Raw genomic sequence first — 23,152 nt, 5'->3', positions numbered from 1 at the left:
CTCATGTGGTGAAACCGCGCCTCGATACCATCATTGCGCCGCCGAAGACAATGGCTCGAAGTATATTTCAGAAATCCCCGATCACCACATCGCTGGCGCGGCGGCTGCCGACGACGCGGCGAGCGTTCGGGATATCGTTGCCGAACGCCTTTGTCCGGGCGGTCTCCTCATCGTAGCCGTGATCGTGCCAACGTTGCAGCAATCGCTGTTCGAGTACGTCGATCCCCGGATCGATGAAGATCGAGTAGTCGAAGGCCCCGTCGAGCCTGCTCCACGGCAGTTCGTCGAGCAGCAGGTAGTTGCCCTCGACCAGCACGATCCGCGTCTCCGGGGCAATTGCCCGGGCCGAGGCAACCGCCAGTTCCCGGGTGCGGTCGAACACCGGAACGAGCACCTCGCCGTCATTGTCGCGCACCGCGGCGAGCGTCGAAAGGAAGGCCCGCACGTCGAAGGTTTCGGGCGCGCCCTTGCGCGCCAGCAGGCCCTTGTCGGCGAGGACCGCATTGTCCATGTGGAAGCCGTCCATCGGCAGCACCGCCACGCGCTCCCCCGCTTCGGCGATGGCCTCGGCGAGACCGTCGGCAAGCGTCGACTTACCGGCCCCCGGCGGGCCGGCGATGGCGACGATGAAACGGCCGGCGCCCGCCGCCCGTTTCAGGATTTCGTCCGTCAAGGACTGCACATTCATGCGGCGACTGCCTCGCCGGGCGGCGCCTTGGCGCCGGTCATGAAGGCGACCGCGTCGGACATGGTGTATTCCTTCGGATTGATCACACAGAGCCGGCGGCCGAGGCGGTGGATATGGATCCGGTCCGCAACCTCGAAGACGTGCGGCATGTTGTGCGAGATCAGCACGATCGGCAGGCCGCGGCGGCGAACGTCGAGGATCAGTTCCAGGACGCGCCGGCTCTCCTTGACGCCGAGCGCCGCGGTCGGCTCGTCCATGATGACGACCTTGGAGCCGAAGGCGGCGGCGCGCGCCACCGCCACGCCCTGGCGCTGGCCGCCGGACAGCGTTTCCACCGCCTGGTTGATGTTCTGGATCGTCATCAGGCCCAATTCGGAGAGCTTGGCCCTTGCCATCTTTTCCATGGCCGAGCGGTCGAGAGTGCGAAACAGCTTGCCGAACAGGCCCTGCTTCCGGATCTCCCGGCCGAGGAACATGTTATCGGCGATCGACAAGGCGGGCGAAAGAGCGAGGTTCTGGTAGACCGTCTCGATGCCGGCGGCGCGGGCGTCCATGGGCGAGCGGAAGTGCACCGGCTGGCCCTCGAGGCGGATCTCGCCCTCGTCGGGGGTGACGGCACCGGAGATCGCCTTGATCATCGAAGACTTGCCGGCGCCGTTGTCACCGATCACTGCGAGGATTTCGCCGGGATAGAGGTCGAAATCGGCGTGGTCGAGGGCGGTGACGCGGCCATAGCGCTTGACGAGACCGCGGGCGGTGAGAATGGGTTCCTGTGCCATTACGCTGCTACCTTTCTGATCCACTGGTCGATCGCGACGGCGGAGATGATCAGGACGCCGGTCAGGAAGACCTTCCACTGGGGGTCGGCCCCAAGCATGTTGAGGCCCATCGACACGACGCCGACGATCATCGCGCCGATCAGCGTACCTAGGATCGAGCCACGGCCGCCGAAGAGCGAAATGCCGCCGATCACGGCCGCGGTAATGGCCTGCAGGTTGTAGTCGGTCACCGCCGCCGACGGGGAGATCGAACCGTTGCGGCCGATCGAGACCCAGGCGGCGAGAGCGGCGATCAGGCCGGCGATCGTGTAAGCGCTCAGAAGCACCTTGCCGACACGGATACCGGAGAGCTTGGCGGCCTCAGGATCGTCGCCGACCGCATAGAGATGGCGTCCCCAGGCGGTGTGGTTCAGCGCGTACCAGAGACCGAAGACCAGAAGCACCATGCTGATCACGCCAAGGGTCAGGACGGCAGTGCCTATCTTGAAGCTTACACCGAAGACATGCAGCCACTGCGTCACCGCCGTCACGTCCGCCTCGCGGATCGTGGCGTTCTCAGAATAGATGAAGTTCGTCGACATGATCACGTACCACGTGCCGAGCGTGACGATGAAGGGAGGCAGCTTCAGCCGGGAAACCAGAAGGCCGTTCAGAAAGCCGCAGGCGCCGCCCACCAGGAAGCCGGCCGCCACGGCAAGCGGCGCCGGCAGGCCGTAGGTCACGGCGCAATTGCCCATGACGACGGCCGAGATGACCATGACGACGCCGATCGAAAGATCGATGCCGGCCGTCAGGATCACCAGCGTCTGCGCCGCGCCCAACATGCCGACGATGGCAATCTGCTGGAGGATCAGCGTCAGCGTGTAGGACGAGAAGAACCTGCCGCCGATCGCCAGCCCGAAAACGAGGATCGATGCGACAAGCACGACGAACGGCACCGCGGCCGGCGTCGAATGCAGGAAATGCTGGATTCTTTGGAGCGGCGTCTTGTCGTGCGTGTCGAAGGACGCCACATCCGTCGAACTGTTGACCAGGACCTTTTCGAATTCCTGGGATGGCTGTGCGGCTGTGTTTGGCTCGGCCATGGAGACTCCTCCCATAACCCCCACTCTCAAGGGGGCGCATTATTGCCGGATGCGCGGCCCGCCGGTCGTCGCGGCAGGGTTCAGAACCTTTTTCGGTCACGGCAGGTCCGGGCTATCCATCCAGATCAACCGTGGCGGTTCCGAGAAGCCAGAGCGGTACGCGCGCGAAAGCGCCTCGCGACTTTCGTCTATCCCGCTCTCAAATTTGCGCAGGTTTTGCGCCTTGTCAAAGAGATCGGCGCTTAAGCGAAGGGCGGCCGGGGCCGCCCTTCCCTGTCGGTTGCTTCTGGACCAAGCGGGCGATCAGCCCCAGCACTTCTCCGTGCCGACCTTGGTGTCGATCGATTCGACGCCGGCGGCCGGCTTGTCGGTGACGAGCGCTACGCCCGTATCGAAGAAGTCCTTGCCTTCGGTCGGCTTCGGCTTCTCGCCGGTCTCGGCGAATTTCTTGATCGCCTCGATGCCGAGCGCCGCCATCATCAGCGGATATTGCTGCGAGGTGGCGCCGATGACGCCTTCGGCAACAGACTTGACGCCCGGGCAACCGCCGTCGACCGATACGATCAGCACGTCCTTCTCCTTGCCGACGGCCTTCAGCGCCTGGTAGGCGCCGACAGCGGCCGGCTCGTTGATGGTGTGGATGACGTTGATGTCCGGATCCTTCTGCAGAAGGTTTTCCATCGCCGTGCGGCCACCTTCCTCGTTGCCGTTCGTCACGTCATGGCCGACGATACGCGGATCGTCCTCGTCTCCGATCTTGTTCGGATCCTTGGGATCGATGCCGAAGCCGATCATGAAGCCCTGGTCGCGCAAGACGTCGACCGTCGGCTGCGACGGGGTGAGGTCGAGAAAGCCGATTTTTGCGGTCTTCGCGCCCTCGCCCATGGTTGCGGCCGCCCACTGGCCGATCAGCTTGCCCGCCAGCAGGTTGTCGGTGGCGAATGTCGCGTCTGCGGCCGTCGCCGGATCGAGAGGCGTGTCGAGCGCGATCACCAGAACGCCTGCGTCCTGCGCCTTCTTGACCTGGTCGACGATTGCCTTGGTGTCGGAGGCGGCGATGAGAATGCCCTTCGCGCCATCGGCGATGCAGGATTCGATAGCGGCAACCTGGCTGTCGTGATCACCGTCGACCTTGCCGGCATAGGACTTCAGCGTGACGCCGAGTTCCTGGGCCTTGGCGGTCGCACCTTCCTTCATCTTCACGAAAAAGGGGTTGGTATCGGTCTTGGTGATGAGGCAGGCAGAGACGTCCGCCGCCTGCGACGGCGACGCGAAGGCAACGCCGAGAGCGAGCGCGCCGAGTGCGGTGGAAAGAACAGTTTTCTTCATCAAACCCTCCCAAGGTTCAAATAGTGCCGGTACCGGCCTTCAGGCTTCGCCGCCGCAGCATTCTCCTCCTGCGGGCGGCGCTTCCGAGCGTCAATCAAACACCAATTTCTCGGAGTGTCAATAAATAAATCAAATTGAATTATTATCTGGATGTGGCATTCTCCGTGCAGCAGGCGGTCCTGTGGGGCGGGGCGGCGGCCAGGTGAGCGTACGGAATGACGAGACATTCTGCGCGAAAAGTGCCAACGGGAGGAGACGGTGGCATGTCATTGATAGGGGACCCCCACCGGGGATCCGGACAGCCGGATGTGATCGACCCGAGCGGCGGGGCGAACCAGACGCGCGTGCGCGCCTATAACGAGCGGCTGGTGATGTCGCTGGTGCGTCGCCACGGCAGCCTGTCCAAGGCGGAGATCGCTCGCCGGTCCGGACTTTCCGCCCAAACCGTTTCCGTCATCATGCGGTCGCTCGAAGCCGACGGGATGCTCATCCGCGGCGAACCCGTGCGTGGCCGCGTCGGTCAGCCCTCGATCCCGATGCGCCTCAACCCGGATGCGGTCTATTCCTTCGGGGTCAAGATCGGCCGCCGCAGCGCCGACCTGGTGCTGATGGATTTTCTCGGCACCATCCGCCTGCATCTACACCAAATCCACACTTATCCGCTGCCCGACGACCTCGTCACCTTCATCGTCGAGGGCATCGAGAAGCTCGAAAGGCAGCTCAGCCCCGCAGATCGCAAGCGCATCGCCGGCGTCGGCATTGCGACGCCGTTCGAACTGTGGAACTGGGCCGAGGAAGTGGGCGCGCCCCACCACGAGATGGACCGGTGGCGCAATTTCGACCTGCAGGCTGCGGTCGCCGCGCGCACGCCGCACCCCGTCTTCCTCCAGAACGACGGCACCAGCGCCTGCGGGGCGGAACTCGCCTTCGGCGTCGGCGCCAACTATCCGGACTTCGTCTATTTTTACATCGGCTCGTTCATCGGCGGCGGCGTCGTCATCAATTCCGCGCTGTTCTCAGGCCGCACCGGCACGGCCGGCGCCGTCGGTCCGCTGCCTGTCTCGGCCAAGGACGGCAAGACGACGCAATTGCTGAAGATCGCCTCGGTCTTCGTACTGGAAAAACTGTTGCGCGAGCGCGGCATGGATCCGAAGCCGCTCTGGTATTCGGCCGACGACTGGATCGATTTCGGCGAGCCGCTCGAAATCTGGATCCAAGATTCGGCGGCAGCCCTTGCCCAGGCCATAGTCTCGGCCGTTTCCATAGTCGATTTTTCCGCCGCAGTGATCGACGGCGGCTTCCCGCCCTGGGTGCGGGCGCGCCTGCTGGCCGCGACCCGCAAGGCGCTGCAGGCGCTCGACCTTCAGGGCGTCACGGTTCCGGACCTCGTCGAGGGTGCGGTCGGGAGCCACGCCCGGGCGATCGGCGGTGCGAGCCTGCCGCTCTTCTCCCGCTATCTGCTCGACACCAATGTCCTCTTCAAGGAGCTTACCTAGATGCTAAAGGGAATCGACCCCATCCTGAGCCCGGAACTGCTTGCCGCGCTCAGGGCGATGGGGCATGGCGACGAGATCGCGCTCGTCGACGGGAACTATCCGGGCCAGGAGCATGCCCGCCGGCTGGTGCGGCTCGACGGCCATCATCTGATCCCGATCCTCGATGCCATCCTCAGCGTGCTGCCGATCGACGACTTCGTGCCGGAGGCGATCTTTCGCGCGACGGTCAAGCAGGACAGGGATGCGCTCGATCCGGTGCACCGGGACATCATCGAATGCTGCCGCAGGCACGAGCCGTCGCAGCCAGTCGTTCCGCTTCTCGGCCCGGAATTCTATCCGCGAGTCAAAGCCGCCCACACGGTCGTGCAGACCAGCGAACCGCGCCTCTACGGCAATGTCATTCTGCGCAAGGGCGTGATCTATCCCGCGTGATAATGCAAAGAACCCGCCGACGCAGCCGGCGGGTTCTTCTTTTCCAGGCGAGGAACCGGAGGCCTAAGCGGCGACCACCTTGCCGACGCGGGCGTCAACGGAGAGCGCTCCAGGGCCGAAGCCGGCAAGCACCAGGAAGGCGCCGGCAATGGTGATGTTCTTCATCATCATGATCTGGTTGAACATGGAGAGAAGCCCGTTTGCCGCTTCCGGGAAATCCGGAACGTTGATCGGGCCGCTGTGGAAGACGAAGGCCGTCACGAGGCAGAAGGCGGCGAGCAGATAGGAAGCGATGCGCGTCTGGAAGCCAACCAGAACGGCAAGACCCGCGACCAGTTCGAAAAGACCGGCGAGATAGGCAAGCACCGTTGCCGCCGGCCATCCGGCATTGGTGATCATGCCGGCGGTGCCTGCCGGATCGGCGAGCTTGCCGAAGCCGGAGACGAGGAAGATGATCGAGAGAAGAACGCGCCCGACGAGGACGATGACATTCTGAGGCATGCGCAAAGGCTCCTGTTCAAAACTGATTTGCAGCAGGAATATCAGCATTTTGCGAATCGACCAGCCGCCATGGCAGAAACACATCGTTCACAATTTCGAGACGATCGCGTGATTTCGTCAACATTTCTCCCGATGCACTGTCCCCCCAATGCTTTTTATGTTGCAACGGCCGCGACTGTGTGAAGAATCTCCGGCGCGTAGGGCACGCAGGGGAAGTCTCATGACCGAAATTAACCGGAGTCCCGCCTTCTGGCGGTCCTTTCCGATTTTCGAAGAGTTCGACAAGGAAACGCTCTGCGAACTCGCCGACATCGCCAGTTACCGCAGGTGGCCCGCGGGCACGGTCATCTTCCAGCGCGGCGACGAAGGCAACTACATGATTGTCGTGGTTTCCGGGCGCATCAAGCTTTCGCTGTTCACCCCGCAAGGCCGCGAGCTGATGCTGCGCCAGCACGAGGCGGGAGCGCTGTTCGGCGAAATGGCGGTGCTCGACGATCAGCCGCGCTCGGCCGATGCGACCGCGGTCACCGCCGCCGAAGGCTATGTGATCGGCAAGAAGGCCTTTCTCGATCTGATCACCCAGAAGCCGAGGATCGCCGAGGCGGTCATCCGCTTCCTTTGCGCGCAGCTGCGCGACACGACCGACCGGCTGGAGACGATCGCGCTCTACGATCTCCACGCCCGGGTCGCGCGCTTCTTCCTGGCGACGCTTCGGCAGATCCACGGCAACGAACTGCCGGAAAGTGCAAATCTGCGCCTGACGCTGAGCCAGACCGACATCGCCGCCATTCTCGGTGCGAGCCGGCCGAAGGTGAACCGTGCCATTCTCTCGCTCGAGGAAAACGGCGCTCTCAAGCGGACGGACGGCATCGTCTCGTGTAATGTGGGGCGCCTGCTGATGATAGCAGATCCACCGGAGGACTAGGCACTGACGCCATGGCCGCATCGCCGCTTCAGCCCGTTTGCCGGCGGGGTCGTTGCGAGTCTGGTCGCGGCGCTTGTTCTCTACCTCCATGCCGAGGCGGCGTTCCGCACGCCGCGTGAACTCTTCTTCGACAATCTCACCCAGTGGGTCCCCTCGCCGCGCTCGGCAGATATCACCGTGGTCGACATCGATCAGACGACCTTCGAGGCGCGGTCGGAAAGCTGGGACAGAGGTGCGACCGCCGAACTGATATCGCGCCTGGCAGCCGCCGGCGCCAAGGCGATCGCCGTCGACTTCGTCTTCAGTTCCGACTGCGATCCGGCCTCGCCGGCCAACGTCGCGCTCGCCTCGGCGATCGGCGAAGCGCCGGTCGTCCTTGGTTTTCTCGCAGCCGACCGCACCCTTGAGCACCCCCGGCCCGTTCCACCGCTCGCCTTGCGGCGCCAGCTCGCGGTCCCCGATGCGTGGTTCATACCGGGCGCAGAGACCGCCTGCGCGATGTTCATGGACCGGTCGAAGGGGGCGACGGCGGCCTTCCTGGTGGGAGACAAGGATGCCCGGGTCCGGCGCGCGCAGGCCTACGCCATTCTCGACAACCAAGCCTTTCCGGCGCTCGGCATCGAAGCGGGCCGGCTCGGCGCGGCAAGCAGCACGCCGGTGCTCGGCGGAGAACCCGCCTGGCTGAGACTCGACCATGCCATCATTCCCCTCGATGCGGACGGCAACCTTCGTTTTGTGGCGAGTTCGCAGGCGGAGATCGCTGCCCGGACGGTCTCGGCCGCCGACATCATCGCAGGCAGGTTCGACACGGGCCGTATCGCCGGCAAGCTCGTCTTTCTCGGCAGCAGCATGCCGAGCCTCGGCGGACTGAGGCCGACCGCCTCGACGCCGCTTGAGCCCTCCGTGCAGATCCATGCCGACATCGCCAATGCGGTGGTGACGGGCTTCGTGCCCTACCGCGGTGGCGACCTGCCGCTGATCGAAGCGCTGTTCGGTCTCGCCGCCGGTGTCGTTGCCGCCTATGGCGCAACGAAGCTCCGTCCTTTGACGACCATGACACTCGGCGCCGCGGCCGTGCTTTCCGTCAGTGCCTTTGCCGGCGCGATCTATGGCACGACCGGCTGGCTCTTCGACGCCGTCGGCATCTCGATCGCGCTGGTGGCAATCCTCATCGTGACGAGCGCGCTGCAGCTCGCCCGGGTGCGCCGAGCCGAAGCGATCGCCCGGCAGAAATTCTCGCAATATCTGCCGCAGTCGGTGGTGGCGCGCTACATAGACGATCCGGACCGCAGCGGTGCGACGGGCGAAGAGCGACCGGTGACCGCTCTCTTCACCGATATCGAAGGCTTCTCGACGCTGTCCCAAAAGCTAGGGCCACGCGAGCTGGTGGCCTTGCTCGACGTCTATTTCGCGGAGGTGAACGCGCTCGTTGCCCGCCATGGCGGCATGGTCGACAAGGTGGTCGGCGATGCGGTCCATTCGCTTTTCAACGCGCCGGAGGATCTCGCCGACCATGTCGACAAGGCCATCCAATGCGCCATCGCCGTTCACGCCTTGACGGAAGAAATGCGGCAGCGACCGCAATTTGCCAAGCATGGTTTCGGCAGGACCCGGATCGGCATCGAGACCGGACCGGCGGTGCTTGGAGAGGTCGGTGCCGGCGGCAAGCTCGATTATACCGCCCACGGCGACGCGGTGAGCCTCGCGGCGCGTCTCCAGGAGGCGAACAAGTTCCTCGGGACGGCGATCTGCATCGGCCCGGCAGCCGCCGCCGAGTGCAACGTTGCGCTTCGGCCGCTCGGCAGGCACGAAATCCGCAGTTTCGGATCGATGGAATTGTTCACCGTCGTGGACGCCGAATGGCAGTAGCCGCTACCTTAAACCCACGCTCGCATAGGCCTCGCGGATGCGCGCCTGCCCCCATCGCGTCACCGCACCTGGCGCTGCGCCCGGCCGGTCGAAATCCACGCCCTCGCCGGCAGTCAGCGTCCGCGCGACGCCGGCGCCTTCGACGCTGACGGCACCGTGCTCGACAAAAACAGCGAAGGCAGCCGCCCGGCTGGGCCCGCAGAAGAACTTCGTGCCGCGAACGCCGATCATTCCGAAGGCGGTGCGGACCGCGACGTCGGCCTTCGGCAGCCCTTGTGGCCGGTCAAAAACCATGCGGCCGACGCCGAGCTCGAGCGTGCCACCTTCGCCGGCAATGAAGCTGTCGATCAGCAGCTCCGTTTGGGGTCCCAGTAAGATTCGGGTCTCGCTCAGCGCGAGATCGGCAAAGCTGTTGGTGCTGGTCGTGACATAGTCACGGTCGAGAACGGCGCCGCCTGCGGCAAGCCGCTCATCCGCCTCACCCTGCCGGCGGCGAACATTGCCGCGGATTTTCTGCGCCTTGCCAACGACTGCACCGTTCGCCGCCGCAGCCCTGCGGCCGCCGATAACCGCCGCGAGCAAGCCGCCAAGCACCGCCCTTCTTCTTATCCGTGGCTCAGGCATCGGCTTCTCCCGCTGCGTTTGCAGCCCTCCCTGTTCGAGCCTTCGTTCGAGGATAGACCGAGGCATGGAGGATGCAAGACGTCTCGCTTCGAAGGCGTGCCAAGACCCTGGCTGTTTCGCTCGGAACAGGCACCGGCTCACAACCGTTCTACGATTATGGCCGGAGAACGGAGAGTATCATGAAGACCCGGATCAAACCGACCATTCGCATCGCGAGCGGCCCGCTCATTGCAACGGCGATGCTTCTGTCCATCGCCGCCACGCCCGCGGCTCGCGCCGCCGAGCTCACTGCCGCCGAGCAATGCGATCGGGAGGCCGGCAGCGAACTCGATCTCGAGCGCAACAGGGCCTTTCCGGCTGTCGCGACGCAGGATATCCGCATCGGCGTCGCACTGTCGGCCTGCCGCGAAGCCTATAACCAGAATGGCGGCGCGCGGACGCAGTTTCAGCTTGCCCGCGTGCTCGAACGCGCCGGCGAAAGGCTAAAGTCGCTTCGTATTCTCGGCGAGGCGGCGCAAAACGGCCATGCGCTGGCGATGGCTGTCTACGGCACCCGGCTGGCGGAGCGCGGCGAGCCGGAAGCGGCCTTCGAGCTCTATCAGCGCGCCGCCTCCGAGGGCAATCGCGCCGCCGCCCAGTATCTCGCCGCCGCCTATCGGGATGGTGTCGGCACGCGGGTCGACGGCGTCCTTGCGGCGCAATGGCTGGAGCGGGCGAAGACGAACGATCTCCAGTGAGGACGCTGGCTACGCGAAATCCACCGAAGCCGGCACCTCGTGTGCTTAGAGCTAGCGGATCTCGCCCGCCTGGGGGCCCCAGGTATCGGTCAGCGCAAAACCATCGGCGAGCGGATCGAACGGATCGAGCGCCAGCTGATGCAAGCCGAAGGTCCAGCCGCGGCCGGATATGGTCGGAATGATCGCCTTCCGCCCGGCGACCGTCGTCTCGGCTTCGAGGCCGACCTCGAATTCCGATCCTATGATCGAGCGCGATTTCAGGACGTCGCCCGGCTTGACCCTGCCGCGCGCATGGAGCGTCGCAAGATTTGCCGAGCTGCCGGTGCCGCAGGGCGAGCGATCGACACGGCCGGGCCACATGGTGGTGCAGGTTCTGACGGCGCCGTCTTCCTCCGTGTCGCGGAACATCACATAGGCAACGCCGCTGATCTCGGGGATTACCGGGTGCACCACCGGTATGGTGCGATTGATGATGTCCTTCAGTGCCATGCCTGCCTCGACGATCCGGCGGGCATTCGCCTTTTCGATCGTCGTGCCGATCTGGCGGACGTCAACCAGAGCGTAAAACACGCCGCCGAAGCAGAGATCGAGCTTGATGCGGCCCCATTCCGGCGTGTCCAGCTCGACATCCAGCTCCTGGACGAACGACGGAACCATGGTGAGCTTCACCCGCTCACAACGGCCGTCGCGGCAGCTGGCCGTCGCCTTCACGAGACCCGCGGCGGTGTCGAGCATCACCACGGTTTCCGGCTCCTTCATCTCGATCATGCCGGATTCGAGCAGCGCCGTCGTCACGCAGATCGAATTGGAGCCGGACATCGCATGCGCCTGGTCGGCCTGCAGGATGATGAAGCCGGCATCGGCCCCCGGCCGCGTCGGCGGCAGCAGCAGGTTGACCGAGCCAATCGATCCGGAGCGCGGCTCGAGGCAGAGGAACCGGCGCAGGCTGTCATCCACCGTGTTGATGTGGTTCAGCTGCTCGGCGATAGAATTGCCTGGGATCTTCGGCACGCCGCCGATCGCCACCTTGCCGATCTCACCCTCGCAATGGACGTCCAGCAACTGGATCGTGCGCTTCCATCTCATGACCGTCTCTCCGGATATCGACTGATATATCAGCGTCAGCAACCCATAGCGCGTTCGCCATCGAGCCGCAAGAGACTGCCTGCCGGCCCAGTCGCAAGCGTGCCTGATCGATCCACCCAAAGATGCCGCTTGACCGGCGGAGCCAAGGGGAGGAGCGTGCCGTCAGATCAGTATTGCGACGCCCCCTCATGACAAAGTTCATCATCTTCACCGATCTTCACATGGTTCCCGACGGCACGACGATCATTGGGATCGACCCCTATCGGCGGCTCGCCAACGGCATCGACCATGTCAATCGCTACCATGCCGATGCCGACCGGGTGATTTTTGCCGGCGACCTCACGCACCAGGCGGACCGTGCCTCCTATGAACGGTTGAAGGATCTGCTTTTCGAGTTGATCCCGCCCGCGGCCGTGATGCTCGGCAATCATGATCGGCGCGAAGTTTTCCTGGAAGTGTTCCGGGAGGCCGCGAGAGACGAGAACGGCTTCGTGCAGCAGGTGATCGATTTTCCCGATTGCCGGGCTGTGTTGCTCGACACGCTGTTTGCACCGCCTTACGACTATCCGATGAGCCATGCCGGCCAACTCTGCGAGAGGCGCCTCAACTGGCTCGACCGGCAGCTCGGCAGCGCCGACGACCGGCCGGTCCTCATCTTCATGCACCACCCGCCGCATGCCAGCGGATTTGCGGGCATCGACATGATCCGGCTGATCAACGAGGAGCAATTCTACGGGCTCGTGAAACGGCACGGCAATGTACGCCACATCTTTGCCGGACATGTGCATCGCACCATCAGCGGCTCCAGCCGCGGCATTCCCTTCTCGATCTTCAAGAGCCCGGTCCACCAGCAGCCGATGCCCTTCGACATCGCGGATGCATCGCTTTCCGTCGATGAGCCGGCGGCCTACGGCATCGCGGTGGTCACCGCCGATGGCGTGCTGGTGCATACCGAAGACTACGAGATCGCAAAGCGCGACGCGGCGGTGGCGTGAGACCCGCTTGGCCAGTTCCGACGCCACCGGCTTCGTGATAGGCTGGCGCCATGACCCTCTCCCTTTCCGCCAGCCGCGACTTCGCCAGTCACGATTTCGATTGCCAGAGCTGCGGCGCCTGTTGCGCCTATTCGGCCGAATGGCCGCGTTTCTCGCTGGAGACGGACGAGGAACTGGAACGAATACCGGCGGACCACGTCGCCGCCGACCTTGGCGGCATGCGCTGCGAGAACGAGCGCTGCACGGCGCTCGAGGGCACGCTCGGCAAATCTGTCGCCTGCAAGGTCTATGCGGTGCGACCGATCGTCTGCCGGACCTGCATGCCCGGAGACGACGAATGCCTGATGGCCCGACAACGGCTTTTCGGCGCCGCGGCTTGATGTGGAATCGTCTGGATCATTCTTCCTGATCCGTACATTTCACTACCTTGGTGATATGGGTAGCGAAACATCCTGGGAGATGGCGAATTTGCCGGATGGAGGTTCGGCACCATAAAGCGTATTGTTCGGCCACGAATTCCCGCGTGGAGGATCGCGTTCGATGAGCCAGACCCGACTTCAAAAACCAACCGTTACGACCGACGCCGACCCGGCGCCGTTTGCGAACTTCGCGCCGCCGATCCGGACCCAGAGCACGCTGCGTCAGGCGATCACGGCCGCCTATCGCCGGCCTGAGACGGAGTGCCTGCCGCCGCTCGTCGAGGCCGCAACACTGCCTCGGGAAATGCGGGACGCCGCCGCACGGACCGCTCGCAAGCTGGTCGAGGCACTGCGCGCCAAGCACAAGGGTTCGGGGGTCGAGGGGCTGGTGCAGGAATACTCGCTTTCGAGCCAGGAGGGCGTGGCGCTGATGTGCCTTGCCGAGGCCCTTCTCCGCATTCCCGACACGGCGACGCGCGACGCGCTGATCCGCGACAAAATCTCCGATGGCGACTGGAAATCGCATCTCGGCGGCGGCCGATCGCTCTTCGTCAACGCCGCCACCTGGGGCCTGGTCGTCACCGGCAAGCTGACGTCGACGGTCAACGACCGCAGCCTTGCCGCGGCGCTGACGCGGCTGATCTCCCGCTGCGGCGAACCGGTGATCCGCCGTGGCGTCGACATGGCGATGCGAATGATGGGCGAGCAATTCGTCACCGGCGAGACGATCGACGAGGCGCTGCGACGCTCCCGCGCGCTAGAACAGAAGGGCTTCCGCTATTCCTACGACATGCTTGGCGAAGCGGCGACGACCGCCGCGGACGCGAAGCGCTACTACAAGGACTATGAGAACGCCATCCACGCGATCGGCAAGGCTTCGGCCGGACGGGGCATCTATGAAGGTCCCGGCATCTCGATCAAGCTCTCCGCGCTCCATCCGCGCTATACGCGGGCGCAGGCGTTGAGGGTGATGGAAGAATTGCTGCCGAAGGTGAAGTCGCTCGCGATCCTCGCCAAGAGATACGATATCGGCCTCAACATCGACGCCGAAGAGGCCGACCGGCTGGAACTCTCGCTCGACCTTCTGGAAGAGCTCTGCCTCGACGCCGATCTCGCCGACTGGAACGGCATGGGCTTCGTCGTGCAGGCCTATGGCAAGCGTTGCCCCTTCGTGCTCGACTTCATCATCGACCTGGCGCGGCGCGCCGGCCGGCGCATCATGGTCAGACTCGTCAAGGGCGCCTATTGGGACGCCGAGATCAAGCGGGCGCAACTCGACGGGCTCGAAGATTTCCCGGTCTTCACCCGCAAAATTCACACCGACGTCTCCTACATTGCCTGCGCCCGCAAGCTGCTTTCGGCGACCGAGCTGGTATTCCCGCAGTTCGCCACCCACAACGCCCAGACGCTCGCCGCCATCTACCACATGGCCGGCAAGGACTTTCACGTCGGCAGATACGAATTCCAGTGCCTGCACGGCATGGGCGAGCCGCTCTATGAGGAAGTGGTGGGCCGGGAGAATCTCGGCCGGCCCTGCCGCATCTATGCGCCGGTCGGCACGCACGAAACGCTGCTTGCCTATCTCGTGCGCCGCCTGCTCGAGAACGGTGCCAACTCCTCCTTCGTGCATCGCATCGCCGATCCGATGGTCTCGATCGACGAGTTGGTCGCCGATCCCGTGGAGATCGTCCGCGCCATGCCGGTGGTCGGCGCAAAGCACGAGAAGATCGCGCTGCCGGCCGAGCTCTTCGGCGCTGCACGCCCCAATTCGGCCGGCCTCGATCTTTCCAACGAAGCGACGCTCGCCTCCCTGACGGAGACGCTGAAGGCGAGCGCCGCGATCGCCTGGACGGCGGTGCCGCAACTCGCGACCGGCGCGGCGGGCGGCGAAACCCGGCCGGTCGTCAATCCGGGCGACCATCGCGACCGCGTCGGCTCGGTCACAGAGACGTCGGAGGAGGATGCAAGACGGGCCGCTCGCCTAGCCGCCGATGCCGCCTCGAATTGGGCTGCCGTTCCGCCGGCGGAACGGGCCGCCTGCCTCGAGCGCGCCGCCGACCTGATGCAGGCACGCATGCCGACGCTTCTCGGGCTGATCATGCGCGAGGCGGGCAAGTCGGTGCTGAATGCCATTGCCGAGGTGCGCGAGGCGATCGATTTCCTGCGCTATTACGCCGAGCAGACGCGCCGCACCCTCGGTCGCGGCCATAGGGCGCTCGGCCCCGTCGTCTGCATCAGCCCGTGGAACTTCCCGCTGGCCATCTTCACCGGCCAGGTTGCTGCAGCCCTTGTCGCCGGCAACCCGGTGCTCGCCAAGCCGGCGGAGGAAACGCCCCTGATCGCCGCCGAGGGCGTGCGCCTTCTGCATGAGGCCGGCGTGCCGGCAAGCGCGCTGCAGTTCCTTCCGGGCGACGGCCGAGTCGGCGCCGCGCTGGTCGCAGCGCCCGAGACTGCGGGCGTGATGTTCACCGGTTCGACGGAGGTCGCGCGGCTCATCCAGGCTGAGCTCGCCGATCGGCTTTCGCCCTCCGGCCGGCCAATCCCGCTGATTGCCGAGACCGGCGGCCAGAACGCGATGATCGTCGATTCCTCGGCGCTTGCCGAACAGGTCGTCGGCGACGTCATCGCCTCGGCCTTCGACAGCGCCGGACAGCGCTGCTCGGCGCTGCGCGTGCTCTGCCTGCAGGAGGATATCGCCGACCGGACCCTCAACATGCTGAGGGGAGCGCTGCACGAATTGAACATCGGCCGCACCGATCGCTTTTCCGTCGATGTCGGTCCGGTCATCACGGCAGATGCGAAGGAGACGATCGACAAGCACATCGAGCGGATGCGCGGGCTCGGCCGCAAGGTGGAGCAGATCGGCCTCGCCGCCGAGACGCAAAAGGGCACCTTCGTGCCGCCGACGATCATCGAGCTGGAGAAGCTCTCCGATCTCCAGCGCGAGGTTTTCGGGCCGGTGCTGCACGTCATCCGCTACCGCCGCGACAACCTCGACCGGCTGATCGACGACATCAATGCCACTGGCTACGGACTGACCTTCGGCCTGCACACCCGCCTCGACGAGACGATCGCTCATGTGACGAGCCGCATCAAGGCCGGCAATCTCTATGTCAACCGCAACATCATCGGCGCGGTGGTGGGCGTGCAGCCCTTCGGCGGCCGCGGCCTTTCCGGCACCGGCCCCAAGGCCGGCGGGCCGCTCTATCTCGGCCGGCTGGTGACGACGGCCCCGGTGCCGCCGCAGCACAGCTCCGTGCATACCGATCCCGTTCTGCTCGATTTCGCCAAGTGGCTCGACGGCAAGAGCGCCACAGCGGAAGCGGAAGCAGCGCGCAACGCCGGCAGCAACTCGGCTTTGGGGCTCGATGTGGAACTCCCCGGCCCGGTCGGCGAGCGCAATCTCTATGCGCTGCATCCGCGCGGCCGCGTTCTCCTTGTGCCCGCGACCGAGAGCGGCCTCTATCACCAGCTCGCCGCGGCGCTCGCGACCGGCAACAGCGTCGTCGTCAACGCCGCCTCCGGCCTGCAATCCTCGCTCAAGAACCTGCCGCACAGCGTCGCGCTGCGCGTCTCCTGGTCGAAGGACTGGGCCGCCGACGGCCCCTTTGCCGGCGCGCTGGTCGAGGGCGACGCCGAACGCATCCGCGACGTTAACAAGGCAATTGCGGCGCTTCCCGGTCCGCTCGTGCTCGTCCAGGCGGCTTCCGGCGAGGAAATCGGCCGCAATCCGGACGCCTATTGCCTGAACTGGCTGGTCGAGGAGGTTTCCACCTCGATCAACACGGCCGCCGCCGGCGGCAATGCCAGCCTGATGGCGATCGGCTGAGACTCTGGACATACCCCTCCCCACAAGGGCCCACAAGGCGGAGGGGCTTGAGCTGCCGCACCCTTTAGGCCCGCGTTTGGTCGTTGCAGCAGGCGAGAGTGTTCCGGCATGGCAGTCGGCCGCAGCGGAGGCTCAAGCCCCTCCCCCGTGTGAGGAGGGGTTGGGGAGGGGCGAGGTGCGCCTCGGCAGGCAATTCATCACAGATGACGAAGTGCCCCCATTCCGCTATGACCGCTCCCAAACCGGAAACAGCGGATGTTCACCCTTCAGCGCATCGAGACCTCGACACAGGAAATCAAGAAGAGCCGCTTTCTGGCGATCGCCGGTCCGATCGACGACGAGCAGGCCGCAAAGGCCTTTCTCTCTGCCCATTCCGACCCCACCGCCAATCACAATTGCTGGGCCTGGCGCATCGGCCAGACCTATCGCTTCAATGATGACGGCGAGCCGAGCGGCACCGCAGGTAAGCCAATTCTCGCGGCGATCGACGGACAGTCGCTCGACCGGGTCGCAGTCGTCGTCACGCGCTGGTTCGGCGGCATCCTCCTCGGCAGCGGCGGACTGGTCCGGGCCTATGGCGGCACTGCCGCGCTCTGCCTCAGGACCGCGGAAAAGGTCGAGTTGGTCGAGACGCTGCGGGCCACGGTCGCCTGCGATTTTGCCGATCTCGCCCTCATCAAGGCGCGGCTTGCCGCTCGCGGCGTCTCGATCGCCAGCGAGAGCTTCACCGACACGGGCGCGGTGCTGGCGATCGGGCTGCCGAAGGACGCGGCAGACGCAACACGCGCACTCGTGAGCGATCTCAGCCGCGGCAGGGCTATCCTGTCGAGCGAGGACTGAACGCCTTTTCCTCGGCCTCACAATCATCATACAATTGATCGATAAGCACGCACGGCGCCGCTGCGATTTCAGGATAATGGAGGAGACCTGCAGATGAAGACGAGAATTTTGGGACGGACGGGCGCGGCGATTTCGGAGCTTGGCTTCGGCGCCTGGCAGATCGGCGGCTCCTGGGGCGATGTCAGCGAGGAGGACGGCAAGCGCGCCCTGCACGCGGCGCTCGATAGTGGCGTGACCTTCATCGACACGGCCGACGTCTATGGCGACGGGCGCTCGGAAAAGATCATCGCGGCGGTGCTGAAGGAACGCGGCGGTGAGAAGCCCTTCGTCGCCACCAAGGCCGGCCGCCGGCTCAATCCGCATGTCGCCGACGGCTATACGGGCGCCAATATCGAGCCCTTCATCGACCGCAGCCTCGAGAATCTCGGCGTCGAGACGCTCGATCTCGTGCAACTCCACTGCCCGCCGACCGACGTCTACTACCGGCCGCAGTTTTTTGAAGCACTCGACCAGCTCAAAGCTAAGGGCAAGATCCGCCACTACGGCGTTTCGGTCGAAAGGGTCGAAGAGGCGCTGAAGGCGATCGAGTATCCGGGCGTCGCCACGGTGCAGATCATCTACAACATCTTCCGCCAGCGGCCGCACGATCTGTTCTTTGCCGAGGCAAGAAAGAAGAATGTCGGCATCATCGTGCGCGTACCTCTCGCCTCCGGGCTGCTTTCCGGCAAAATCGGCAGGGACACGGCGTTCGCCGCGGACGACCACCGCAACTTCAACCGCCATGGCGAAGCCTTCGATGTCGGCGAGACCTTTGCCGGCGTGCCGTTCGAGGCGGCGCTGGAGGCGGTGGAGGAACTGCGTGCTTTCGTGCCGGCCGGCGTGCCGATGGCGCAGTTCGCGCTCCGCTGGATCCTCGAGCAGGAAGCGGTTTCCGTCGTCATCCCCGGCGCTCGCAATGCCGGCCAGGCGCAATCGAACGCGGCGGCGAGCGCCCTTCCGCCGATCGACGGAGCGGCCATGGAGGCAATCGCCGCACTTTACGAGCGGCTGATCAAGGTCCATGTTCATCAGCGATGGTAGGGGCCGCGACAGCGCCTGCCTGACGGCGGCACAAGGCAAGCCGATGAGCAACGCCTTCGATCTCGAACGTTTCGTCACGGCACAGCAAGGCGTCTATGAAACGGCGCTGGCGGAGCTCCGCGTCGGCGCCAAGCGCAGCCATTGGATGTGGTTCATCTTTCCACAGGTTCAGGGCCTCGGCCATTCCTCGATGGCGCAGCGCTACGCGATAGCGGATATCGATGAGGCGCGAGCCTATCTCAAGCACCCGCTGCTGGGCCGGCGCCTCATCGAATGCACGGAGGCGGTGAACCTGGTAGCAGGGCGCAGCGCGCTGGAGATTTTCGGCCGGCCGGACGATCTCAAGTTCCGCTCGTCGATGACGCTCTTCGAGGCCGCCGACCCGGCCGGCGGCGCCTTCGCAAGGGCGCTCGATCGCTACTACAGCGGCGTCCGAGACCCTCGAACGATGGAAATTCTCGAAAGTATCTGAAGACCGGCCAACATCAAGGCGACGCGCCCGGGATCTGGGTGACGAGAAGGATCAGAAGGGCACAGGCGCCCACCGGCGATGATCAGCATCGGCTCCTTCATCATATAGCCATGCACTCGCGGCCCTCCTTTCTCATCATGGCCTCACAATCGGTTTGCAGACGGAAATCATGTAGGAATCCGCCGGAGCCGTTTTGAGGCCGGTTCCGTGCACAACCGCGTGAACGCGCCGAAAATGCCGCCCGCGCTTGCCGCAAACGTGCCCCACTGCGCCGCTAAGTTCGAGGACACCGGGCGGGGCAGCATGGATGTTGCAAGGGAGTTCACCGATGGTCGCCAGGTTGATCACTCAGACCGTCGTCTGGTTCGGCATCATGGGAGTCGTTCTCTTCGTATCTGCCGGAACCTTCGACTGGACGGCGGCATGGATCTACCTCGCCCTCATGCTGGCACTCTCGCTCGGCACCGGGTTCCTGCTTGCCTGGCACGATCCGGCGCTGCTCAAGGAGCGATTGGCCGCACCCATCCAGAAGGACCAGCCGAGGGCCGACAAGGTGCTCATCTGCGTGCTTGTCCTGTTCCTGTTCGGCGCCTTCGCCTTCATGGCGCTCGATGCCGCCCGGTTCGAATGGTCGGCAGTGCCGCCCTGGGTGCAGGCGGCGGGCGCACTGCTGGTCGTTCTGTCGGTCGGCTTCAGCTACCGGGTCATGCGCGAAAACAGTTTTGCGGCGCCGGTAGTCAAGGTGCAGAGCGAGCGGGGACAACGGGTCGTCACCACCGGACCCTATCGCTATGTCCGCCATCCCCTCTACAGCGGCAGCCTGCTTTTCGTCGCCGGGACGTCGCTGCTGCTCGGCTCCTGGTGGGGACTGCTTGCCGCATTGGGACTCGCGGCTCTCCTCGCCATCCGCATCGGCATCGAGGAAAAGGCGCTGCGCGCCGGCCTTGCGGACTACGACGCCTATGCGGAACGGGTGCGCTATCGGCTCGTTCCGTTGGTGTGGTGACGGTCGTCGCCGCGTCCATTCGCCGTTGACTCCGCAGACGATCAGAGCAGAATAAAATCATTCCTGCGTCACTGCTCAACAGAAGGGACGCCTACGATGACCATCGCCAGGAAACTCCAGCACTATATCGAGACCGAGGGTGTCGACTACGACACTGTCCCTCACCACCGGACCGCAACGACCAGCCAAACCGCCGAGGCCGCCCATGTTCCGGGCAACAGGCTGGCCAAATCCGTGGTCGTACACCACGAGATGGGCTACGTGCTTGCCGTCGTGCCGGCCACGCACCGGGTCGAGCTCTCGACGTTGCAGGATGTGATGAACCGGCGTCTCGGCCTCGCCTCGGAGGAAGAAGTCAGCACGCTCTTCAACGATTGCGAGATCGGCGCCGTGCCGCCCATCGGATCGGCCTATGGCGTACCGGTCATCCTCGACGAGAGTCTCGACAAGGCCAATGACGTCTATTTCGAGGGCGGCGACCACCGAACCCTGGTGCATATGAGCGGCACCAGCTTCCGCAACCTGACGAGGGATGCTCAGGTAGCCCGTTTCAGCCATCCCGGTTGAACGGCGCAGCAGGCCCGTGTCGTCGCAGGGCTACGCTGTTGTCTACGCGCAAGCTAAGCAACTAACTCCGGAGTGGACTTCTGACGATGTGAAAAAGGGCGCTTGAACCCGAGAGCTTGAGCTTGGCGGATGGCTGGCGAGACGCGGTCAGCACAGCCTACTGGAGCATCTGCCGTCGCCTTCGTGCCGCGAAGGCTCAGGACCATGCCGACGAGGAGGAAGGAACTGCTATATGATTGTTTTCACAATTTAATTCTTCATCGAAGAAACAACGCTCACGCCAACCGCACTCACTTTGGCCTGCCCCGGCTGAATCGACAATTTCCTTCTGCAAAAGCATTCGTTCATCAGGGGTAAGTTCAGCTTCTACTCTTGGCAAAAATGCTTGCGCGAGCGGATTACCTTACTCGGCGCTCGCCCTAAGCCAACGTGTAGCACGCAGTCGATCGAGCTCCACACCGGCGCCAAGGTGCACCGATCATCGCTTGCGCGCCAGCATGACCTCGTTGAGCCGCTTGCAAAAACCAGAATGCGGCTTGCTTTGGATCCCCCGGACCTGAGAGGTAGGTGACGTTTCGTACCGAAGACGTGGGTGGGGTGACAATCTCGTGCCGTACGGATTGTGACCCATGTGGCAGGGACATTCCGTCATCCCCTACCTGTCCAGGAGGGACACAGAGAGAATGGCGCACCCGAAGAGATTCGAACTCCTGACCCCCAGATTCGTAGTCTGGTGCTCTATCCAGCTGAGCTACGGGTGCGTGGCTGAAGCGGTGACCACCGCTTGCGTGGCGATCCTCTAAAGCGTCCTTTCGGGGATTGCAAGCGCCTTTCGGCAAAAAACTTCATTTTTGCGACAGCGGTGGACAAGCCGGCGTTGCGCTAACATCCCGGTCGCAGGAGAGGCGTCAGGAGCGTCCCTTGGCGCGGAAAGCATCGAGGCGCACCGGGCGGTCCGGAAGCTCGATGCGGAACAGCGTGCCGGGCGTCGGCTTCTCGACGAGCGCGATCGTGCCGCCATGGGCGAGAACAAGCTCACGGGCGATCGCCAGGCCGAGCCCGGTGCCGCCGGAGCGCGCCGAGCCGCGGAAGGCCGCGAAGAGGTTCTCGCGTGCCTTGGCCGGCATGCCCGGGCCGGTATCCTCGATGGAGATCGTCACGACGCTGCCGGTCCGCACCGCCGAGACGGAGACCACCCTCGGGCGGCCGTTCTCCGGCTGGTGGTTCGTCAGTGCCTGGACGGCATTGCGGCAGATATTGTGGACGACGCGGAAAAGCTGCTCGCTGTCCGCATCGACTAGGATGTCGTCGCGGATCTGGACGTCGAATTCGATGCCGCTCTGGCGGTCAACGGCCAGGAGCTCGCCGACATCCTGGACGAGCGGGCGAAGCGCCACGAAGCGGCGATGCGGTTCGGCCTCCGCAGTCCGCCCGTAGGAGAGAACCTCCTGCGTATAGCCGACGGCGCGGTCGATGGTTCTGAGCAGCGTCGGCGCAAAGCGCTTGACGACGGGATCGTCAACATCGGCAAGCCGGTCCGAGATGAGCTGCGCCGAGGACAGGATGTTGCGCATGTCGTGGTTGATCTTCGACACCGCAAGGCCGAGCTCGGCGAGGCTCTTCTGCTGCTTCAAGGTCTTCTGCAACTCGCGCTGCATGCTAGCGAGGTGCTGACCGGCGACCGCCAGCTCGTCGCCGCCGTCGGGCGGCACGAGGACGCGTTCGGGGCTCGAAGGCTCGTCGGAGAACTCCTGCATGCTTGCCGTCAGGCGTTTTATCGGCACGATCAGCATGCGGTTGATGGCGAGGAAGATCAGCGCCGCGGTAATCAGCGAAATGACGATCGACAGCAGGAAGACGTTGCGCGAATAGACGAGCATGGCCTTGCGCAGGCTCGCATCCTTCATCACCAGCTCGATCGTCGCATCGCTCTCGCCGAGCGGCCCGTAGACGCGCATGATGCGGCTGCCGCCAAAAAGCAGCGTGTCGAACGCGTCGCGGATCGCCCCGAGGGCCGTAAAATTGGCGATGTCGTATTCGCGGTCGATCGCCGGCGGCATGTCGACGGTCGCGATCATCCGCGAGGCATCCTTGCGGCGGATGACGATCGCCTTGGTGCCGGTGGCCATCAGGGTCTCGCGCTGTACGGCGCGCGGCAGCTCGATGTTCTGCAGCCCGTCGACGACGACGGCGGCGGCGGCCACGGTGTTCAGCCGGTCCTCGAGCCAGCGGATGCGCATGTTGGCGACGGAGGGCACGAAGATCAGCACCTCCGCCAACATGACGAAGGCGATCGTCAGCAAGAGGAGCTTGCCGGAGAGTCCGCGCAGAAATCCGACGGCCGCTCGCGGCGGCGCACTCTCTTTGGCCGGACGTGCGTCTTCTACCATCAC

At 64.6% G+C, this 23,152-nt stretch carries 21 protein-coding genes and 1 tRNA gene; 13 read left to right on the top strand and 9 right to left on the bottom strand.

What is annotated here, in order from left to right; genetic code table 11:
- Window positions 1-67 precede the first annotated feature (67 nt).
- The 4 genes from NXT3_RS02355 to NXT3_RS02340 form a co-directional block, all read right to left on the bottom strand.
- A complete protein-coding gene (locus tag NXT3_RS02355) occupies window positions 68-688 on the bottom strand; it encodes a nucleoside triphosphate hydrolase (RefSeq protein WP_097525584.1) in 621 nt (206 codons plus the stop codon).
- Window positions 685-1,467 (bottom strand): ATP-binding cassette domain-containing protein, encoded by a 783-nt coding sequence (locus NXT3_RS02350; RefSeq protein WP_037420579.1) that lies wholly within the window; start codon window positions 1,465-1,467, stop codon window positions 685-687. The genes NXT3_RS02355 and NXT3_RS02350 overlap by 4 nt, the downstream gene beginning before the upstream one ends.
- Complete coding sequence (locus tag NXT3_RS02345) at window positions 1,467-2,552, bottom strand: ABC transporter permease (protein WP_037420580.1); 1,086 nt, start codon at window positions 2,550-2,552, stop codon at window positions 1,467-1,469. Before NXT3_RS02345 ends, NXT3_RS02350 begins: the two co-directional genes overlap by 1 nt.
- Window positions 2,553-2,855: 303 nt before the next feature.
- Window positions 2,856-3,881, bottom strand: a complete 1,026-nt coding sequence (locus tag NXT3_RS02340; protein WP_037420581.1) for a sugar ABC transporter substrate-binding protein — start codon at window positions 3,879-3,881, stop codon at window positions 2,856-2,858.
- A 263-nt stretch (window positions 3,882-4,144) separates the two neighbouring features.
- Here NXT3_RS02340 and NXT3_RS02335 point away from each other — a divergent pair, with 263 nt between their 5' ends.
- Window positions 4,145-5,377 carry an ROK family transcriptional regulator gene (locus tag NXT3_RS02335; protein WP_097525583.1) on the top strand — a complete coding sequence of 411 codons (1,233 nt, stop codon included), beginning with the start codon at window positions 4,145-4,147 and terminating at the stop codon, window positions 5,375-5,377.
- A complete protein-coding gene (locus NXT3_RS02330; protein ID WP_037420585.1) occupies window positions 5,378-5,809 on the top strand; it encodes an RbsD/FucU family protein in 432 nt (143 codons plus the stop codon). It begins immediately after the preceding gene.
- 63 nt (window positions 5,810-5,872) lie between these two features.
- Here NXT3_RS02330 and NXT3_RS02325 read toward each other — a convergent pair whose 3' ends face one another.
- Window positions 5,873-6,310, bottom strand: a complete 438-nt coding sequence (locus NXT3_RS02325; protein ID WP_097525670.1) for a DoxX family protein — start codon at window positions 6,308-6,310, stop codon at window positions 5,873-5,875.
- Between the two features lie 220 nt (window positions 6,311-6,530).
- Here NXT3_RS02325 and NXT3_RS02320 point away from each other — a divergent pair, with 220 nt between their 5' ends.
- Window positions 6,531-7,235 (top strand): Crp/Fnr family transcriptional regulator, encoded by a 705-nt coding sequence (locus tag NXT3_RS02320; RefSeq protein ID WP_037420586.1) that lies wholly within the window; start codon window positions 6,531-6,533, stop codon window positions 7,233-7,235.
- Between the two features lie 3 nt (window positions 7,236-7,238).
- On the top strand, window positions 7,239-9,104 hold the full coding sequence (locus tag NXT3_RS02315) for a CHASE2 domain-containing protein (RefSeq protein ID WP_097525582.1): 1,866 nt from the start codon (window positions 7,239-7,241) through the stop codon (window positions 9,102-9,104).
- A 3-nt stretch (window positions 9,105-9,107) separates the two neighbouring features.
- Here the strand turns inward: NXT3_RS02315 and NXT3_RS02310 are convergent, their stop codons facing one another.
- Window positions 9,108-9,728: a FecR domain-containing protein gene (locus NXT3_RS02310; protein ID WP_097525581.1), complete on the bottom strand. Its 621-nt coding sequence runs from the start codon at window positions 9,726-9,728 to the stop codon at window positions 9,108-9,110.
- Between the two features lie 179 nt (window positions 9,729-9,907).
- Between NXT3_RS02310 and NXT3_RS02305 the strand changes: the two genes are divergently transcribed.
- Entirely contained in the window at window positions 9,908-10,465 is a 558-nt protein-coding gene (locus tag NXT3_RS02305) for an SEL1-like repeat protein (protein ID WP_097537773.1), read from the top strand.
- 51 nt (window positions 10,466-10,516) lie between these two features.
- On the opposite strand, the gene NXT3_RS02300 is transcribed toward NXT3_RS02305, so the two are convergent.
- Window positions 10,517-11,551 carry a proline racemase family protein gene (locus NXT3_RS02300; RefSeq protein ID WP_097525579.1) on the bottom strand — a complete coding sequence of 345 codons (1,035 nt, stop codon included), beginning with the start codon at window positions 11,549-11,551 and terminating at the stop codon, window positions 10,517-10,519.
- Between the two features lie 188 nt (window positions 11,552-11,739).
- Between NXT3_RS02300 and NXT3_RS02295 the strand changes: the two genes are divergently transcribed.
- The 8 genes from NXT3_RS02295 (at window position 11,740) to NXT3_RS02260 (ending at window position 20,759) form a co-directional block, all read left to right on the top strand.
- The gene (locus NXT3_RS02295) at window positions 11,740-12,546 is read left to right on the top strand and encodes a 2', 3'cyclic nucleotide phosphodiesterase SpdA (protein WP_037420615.1); all 807 of its coding nucleotides are present in this window, start codon (window positions 11,740-11,742) and stop codon (window positions 12,544-12,546) included.
- Window positions 12,547-12,596: 50 nt separating this feature from the next.
- Entirely contained in the window at window positions 12,597-12,926 is a 330-nt protein-coding gene (locus tag NXT3_RS02290; RefSeq protein ID WP_097525578.1) for a YkgJ family cysteine cluster protein, read from the top strand.
- Between the two features lie 160 nt (window positions 12,927-13,086).
- Entirely contained in the window at window positions 13,087-16,794 is a 3,708-nt protein-coding gene (putA, locus tag NXT3_RS02285) for a trifunctional transcriptional regulator/proline dehydrogenase/L-glutamate gamma-semialdehyde dehydrogenase (protein WP_104838734.1), read from the top strand.
- Between the two features lie 255 nt (window positions 16,795-17,049).
- The gene (locus NXT3_RS02280; RefSeq protein WP_037420624.1) at window positions 17,050-17,634 is read left to right on the top strand and encodes an IMPACT family protein; all 585 of its coding nucleotides are present in this window, start codon (window positions 17,050-17,052) and stop codon (window positions 17,632-17,634) included.
- A gap of 93 nt (window positions 17,635-17,727) precedes the next feature.
- A complete protein-coding gene (locus tag NXT3_RS02275) occupies window positions 17,728-18,714 on the top strand; it encodes an aldo/keto reductase (protein WP_037420627.1) in 987 nt (328 codons plus the stop codon).
- Between the two features lie 43 nt (window positions 18,715-18,757).
- A complete protein-coding gene (locus NXT3_RS02270) occupies window positions 18,758-19,186 on the top strand; it encodes a DUF1810 domain-containing protein (protein ID WP_097525669.1) in 429 nt (142 codons plus the stop codon).
- Between the two features lie 328 nt (window positions 19,187-19,514).
- The gene (locus tag NXT3_RS02265) at window positions 19,515-20,192 is read left to right on the top strand and encodes a methyltransferase family protein (protein ID WP_037420629.1); all 678 of its coding nucleotides are present in this window, start codon (window positions 19,515-19,517) and stop codon (window positions 20,190-20,192) included.
- Window positions 20,193-20,288: 96 nt separating this feature from the next.
- A complete protein-coding gene (locus tag NXT3_RS02260; RefSeq protein ID WP_037420633.1) occupies window positions 20,289-20,759 on the top strand; it encodes an aminoacyl-tRNA deacylase in 471 nt (156 codons plus the stop codon).
- 684 nt (window positions 20,760-21,443) lie between these two features.
- On the opposite strand, the gene NXT3_RS02255 is transcribed toward NXT3_RS02260, so the two are convergent.
- Window positions 21,444-21,520 (bottom strand) — tRNA-Arg (locus tag NXT3_RS02255).
- A gap of 147 nt (window positions 21,521-21,667) precedes the next feature.
- Complete coding sequence (locus tag NXT3_RS02250) at window positions 21,668-23,149, bottom strand: sensor histidine kinase (RefSeq protein WP_037420636.1); 1,482 nt, start codon at window positions 23,147-23,149, stop codon at window positions 21,668-21,670.
- Window positions 23,150-23,152: the final 3 nt, after the last annotated feature.

Origin of the sequence: Sinorhizobium fredii (assembly GCF_002944405.1) — a bacterium.
In the GTDB taxonomy this organism is placed as follows: domain Bacteria; phylum Pseudomonadota; class Alphaproteobacteria; order Rhizobiales; family Rhizobiaceae; genus Sinorhizobium; species Sinorhizobium fredii_C.
This window is presented reverse-complemented; position numbering and strand designations above follow the sequence as displayed.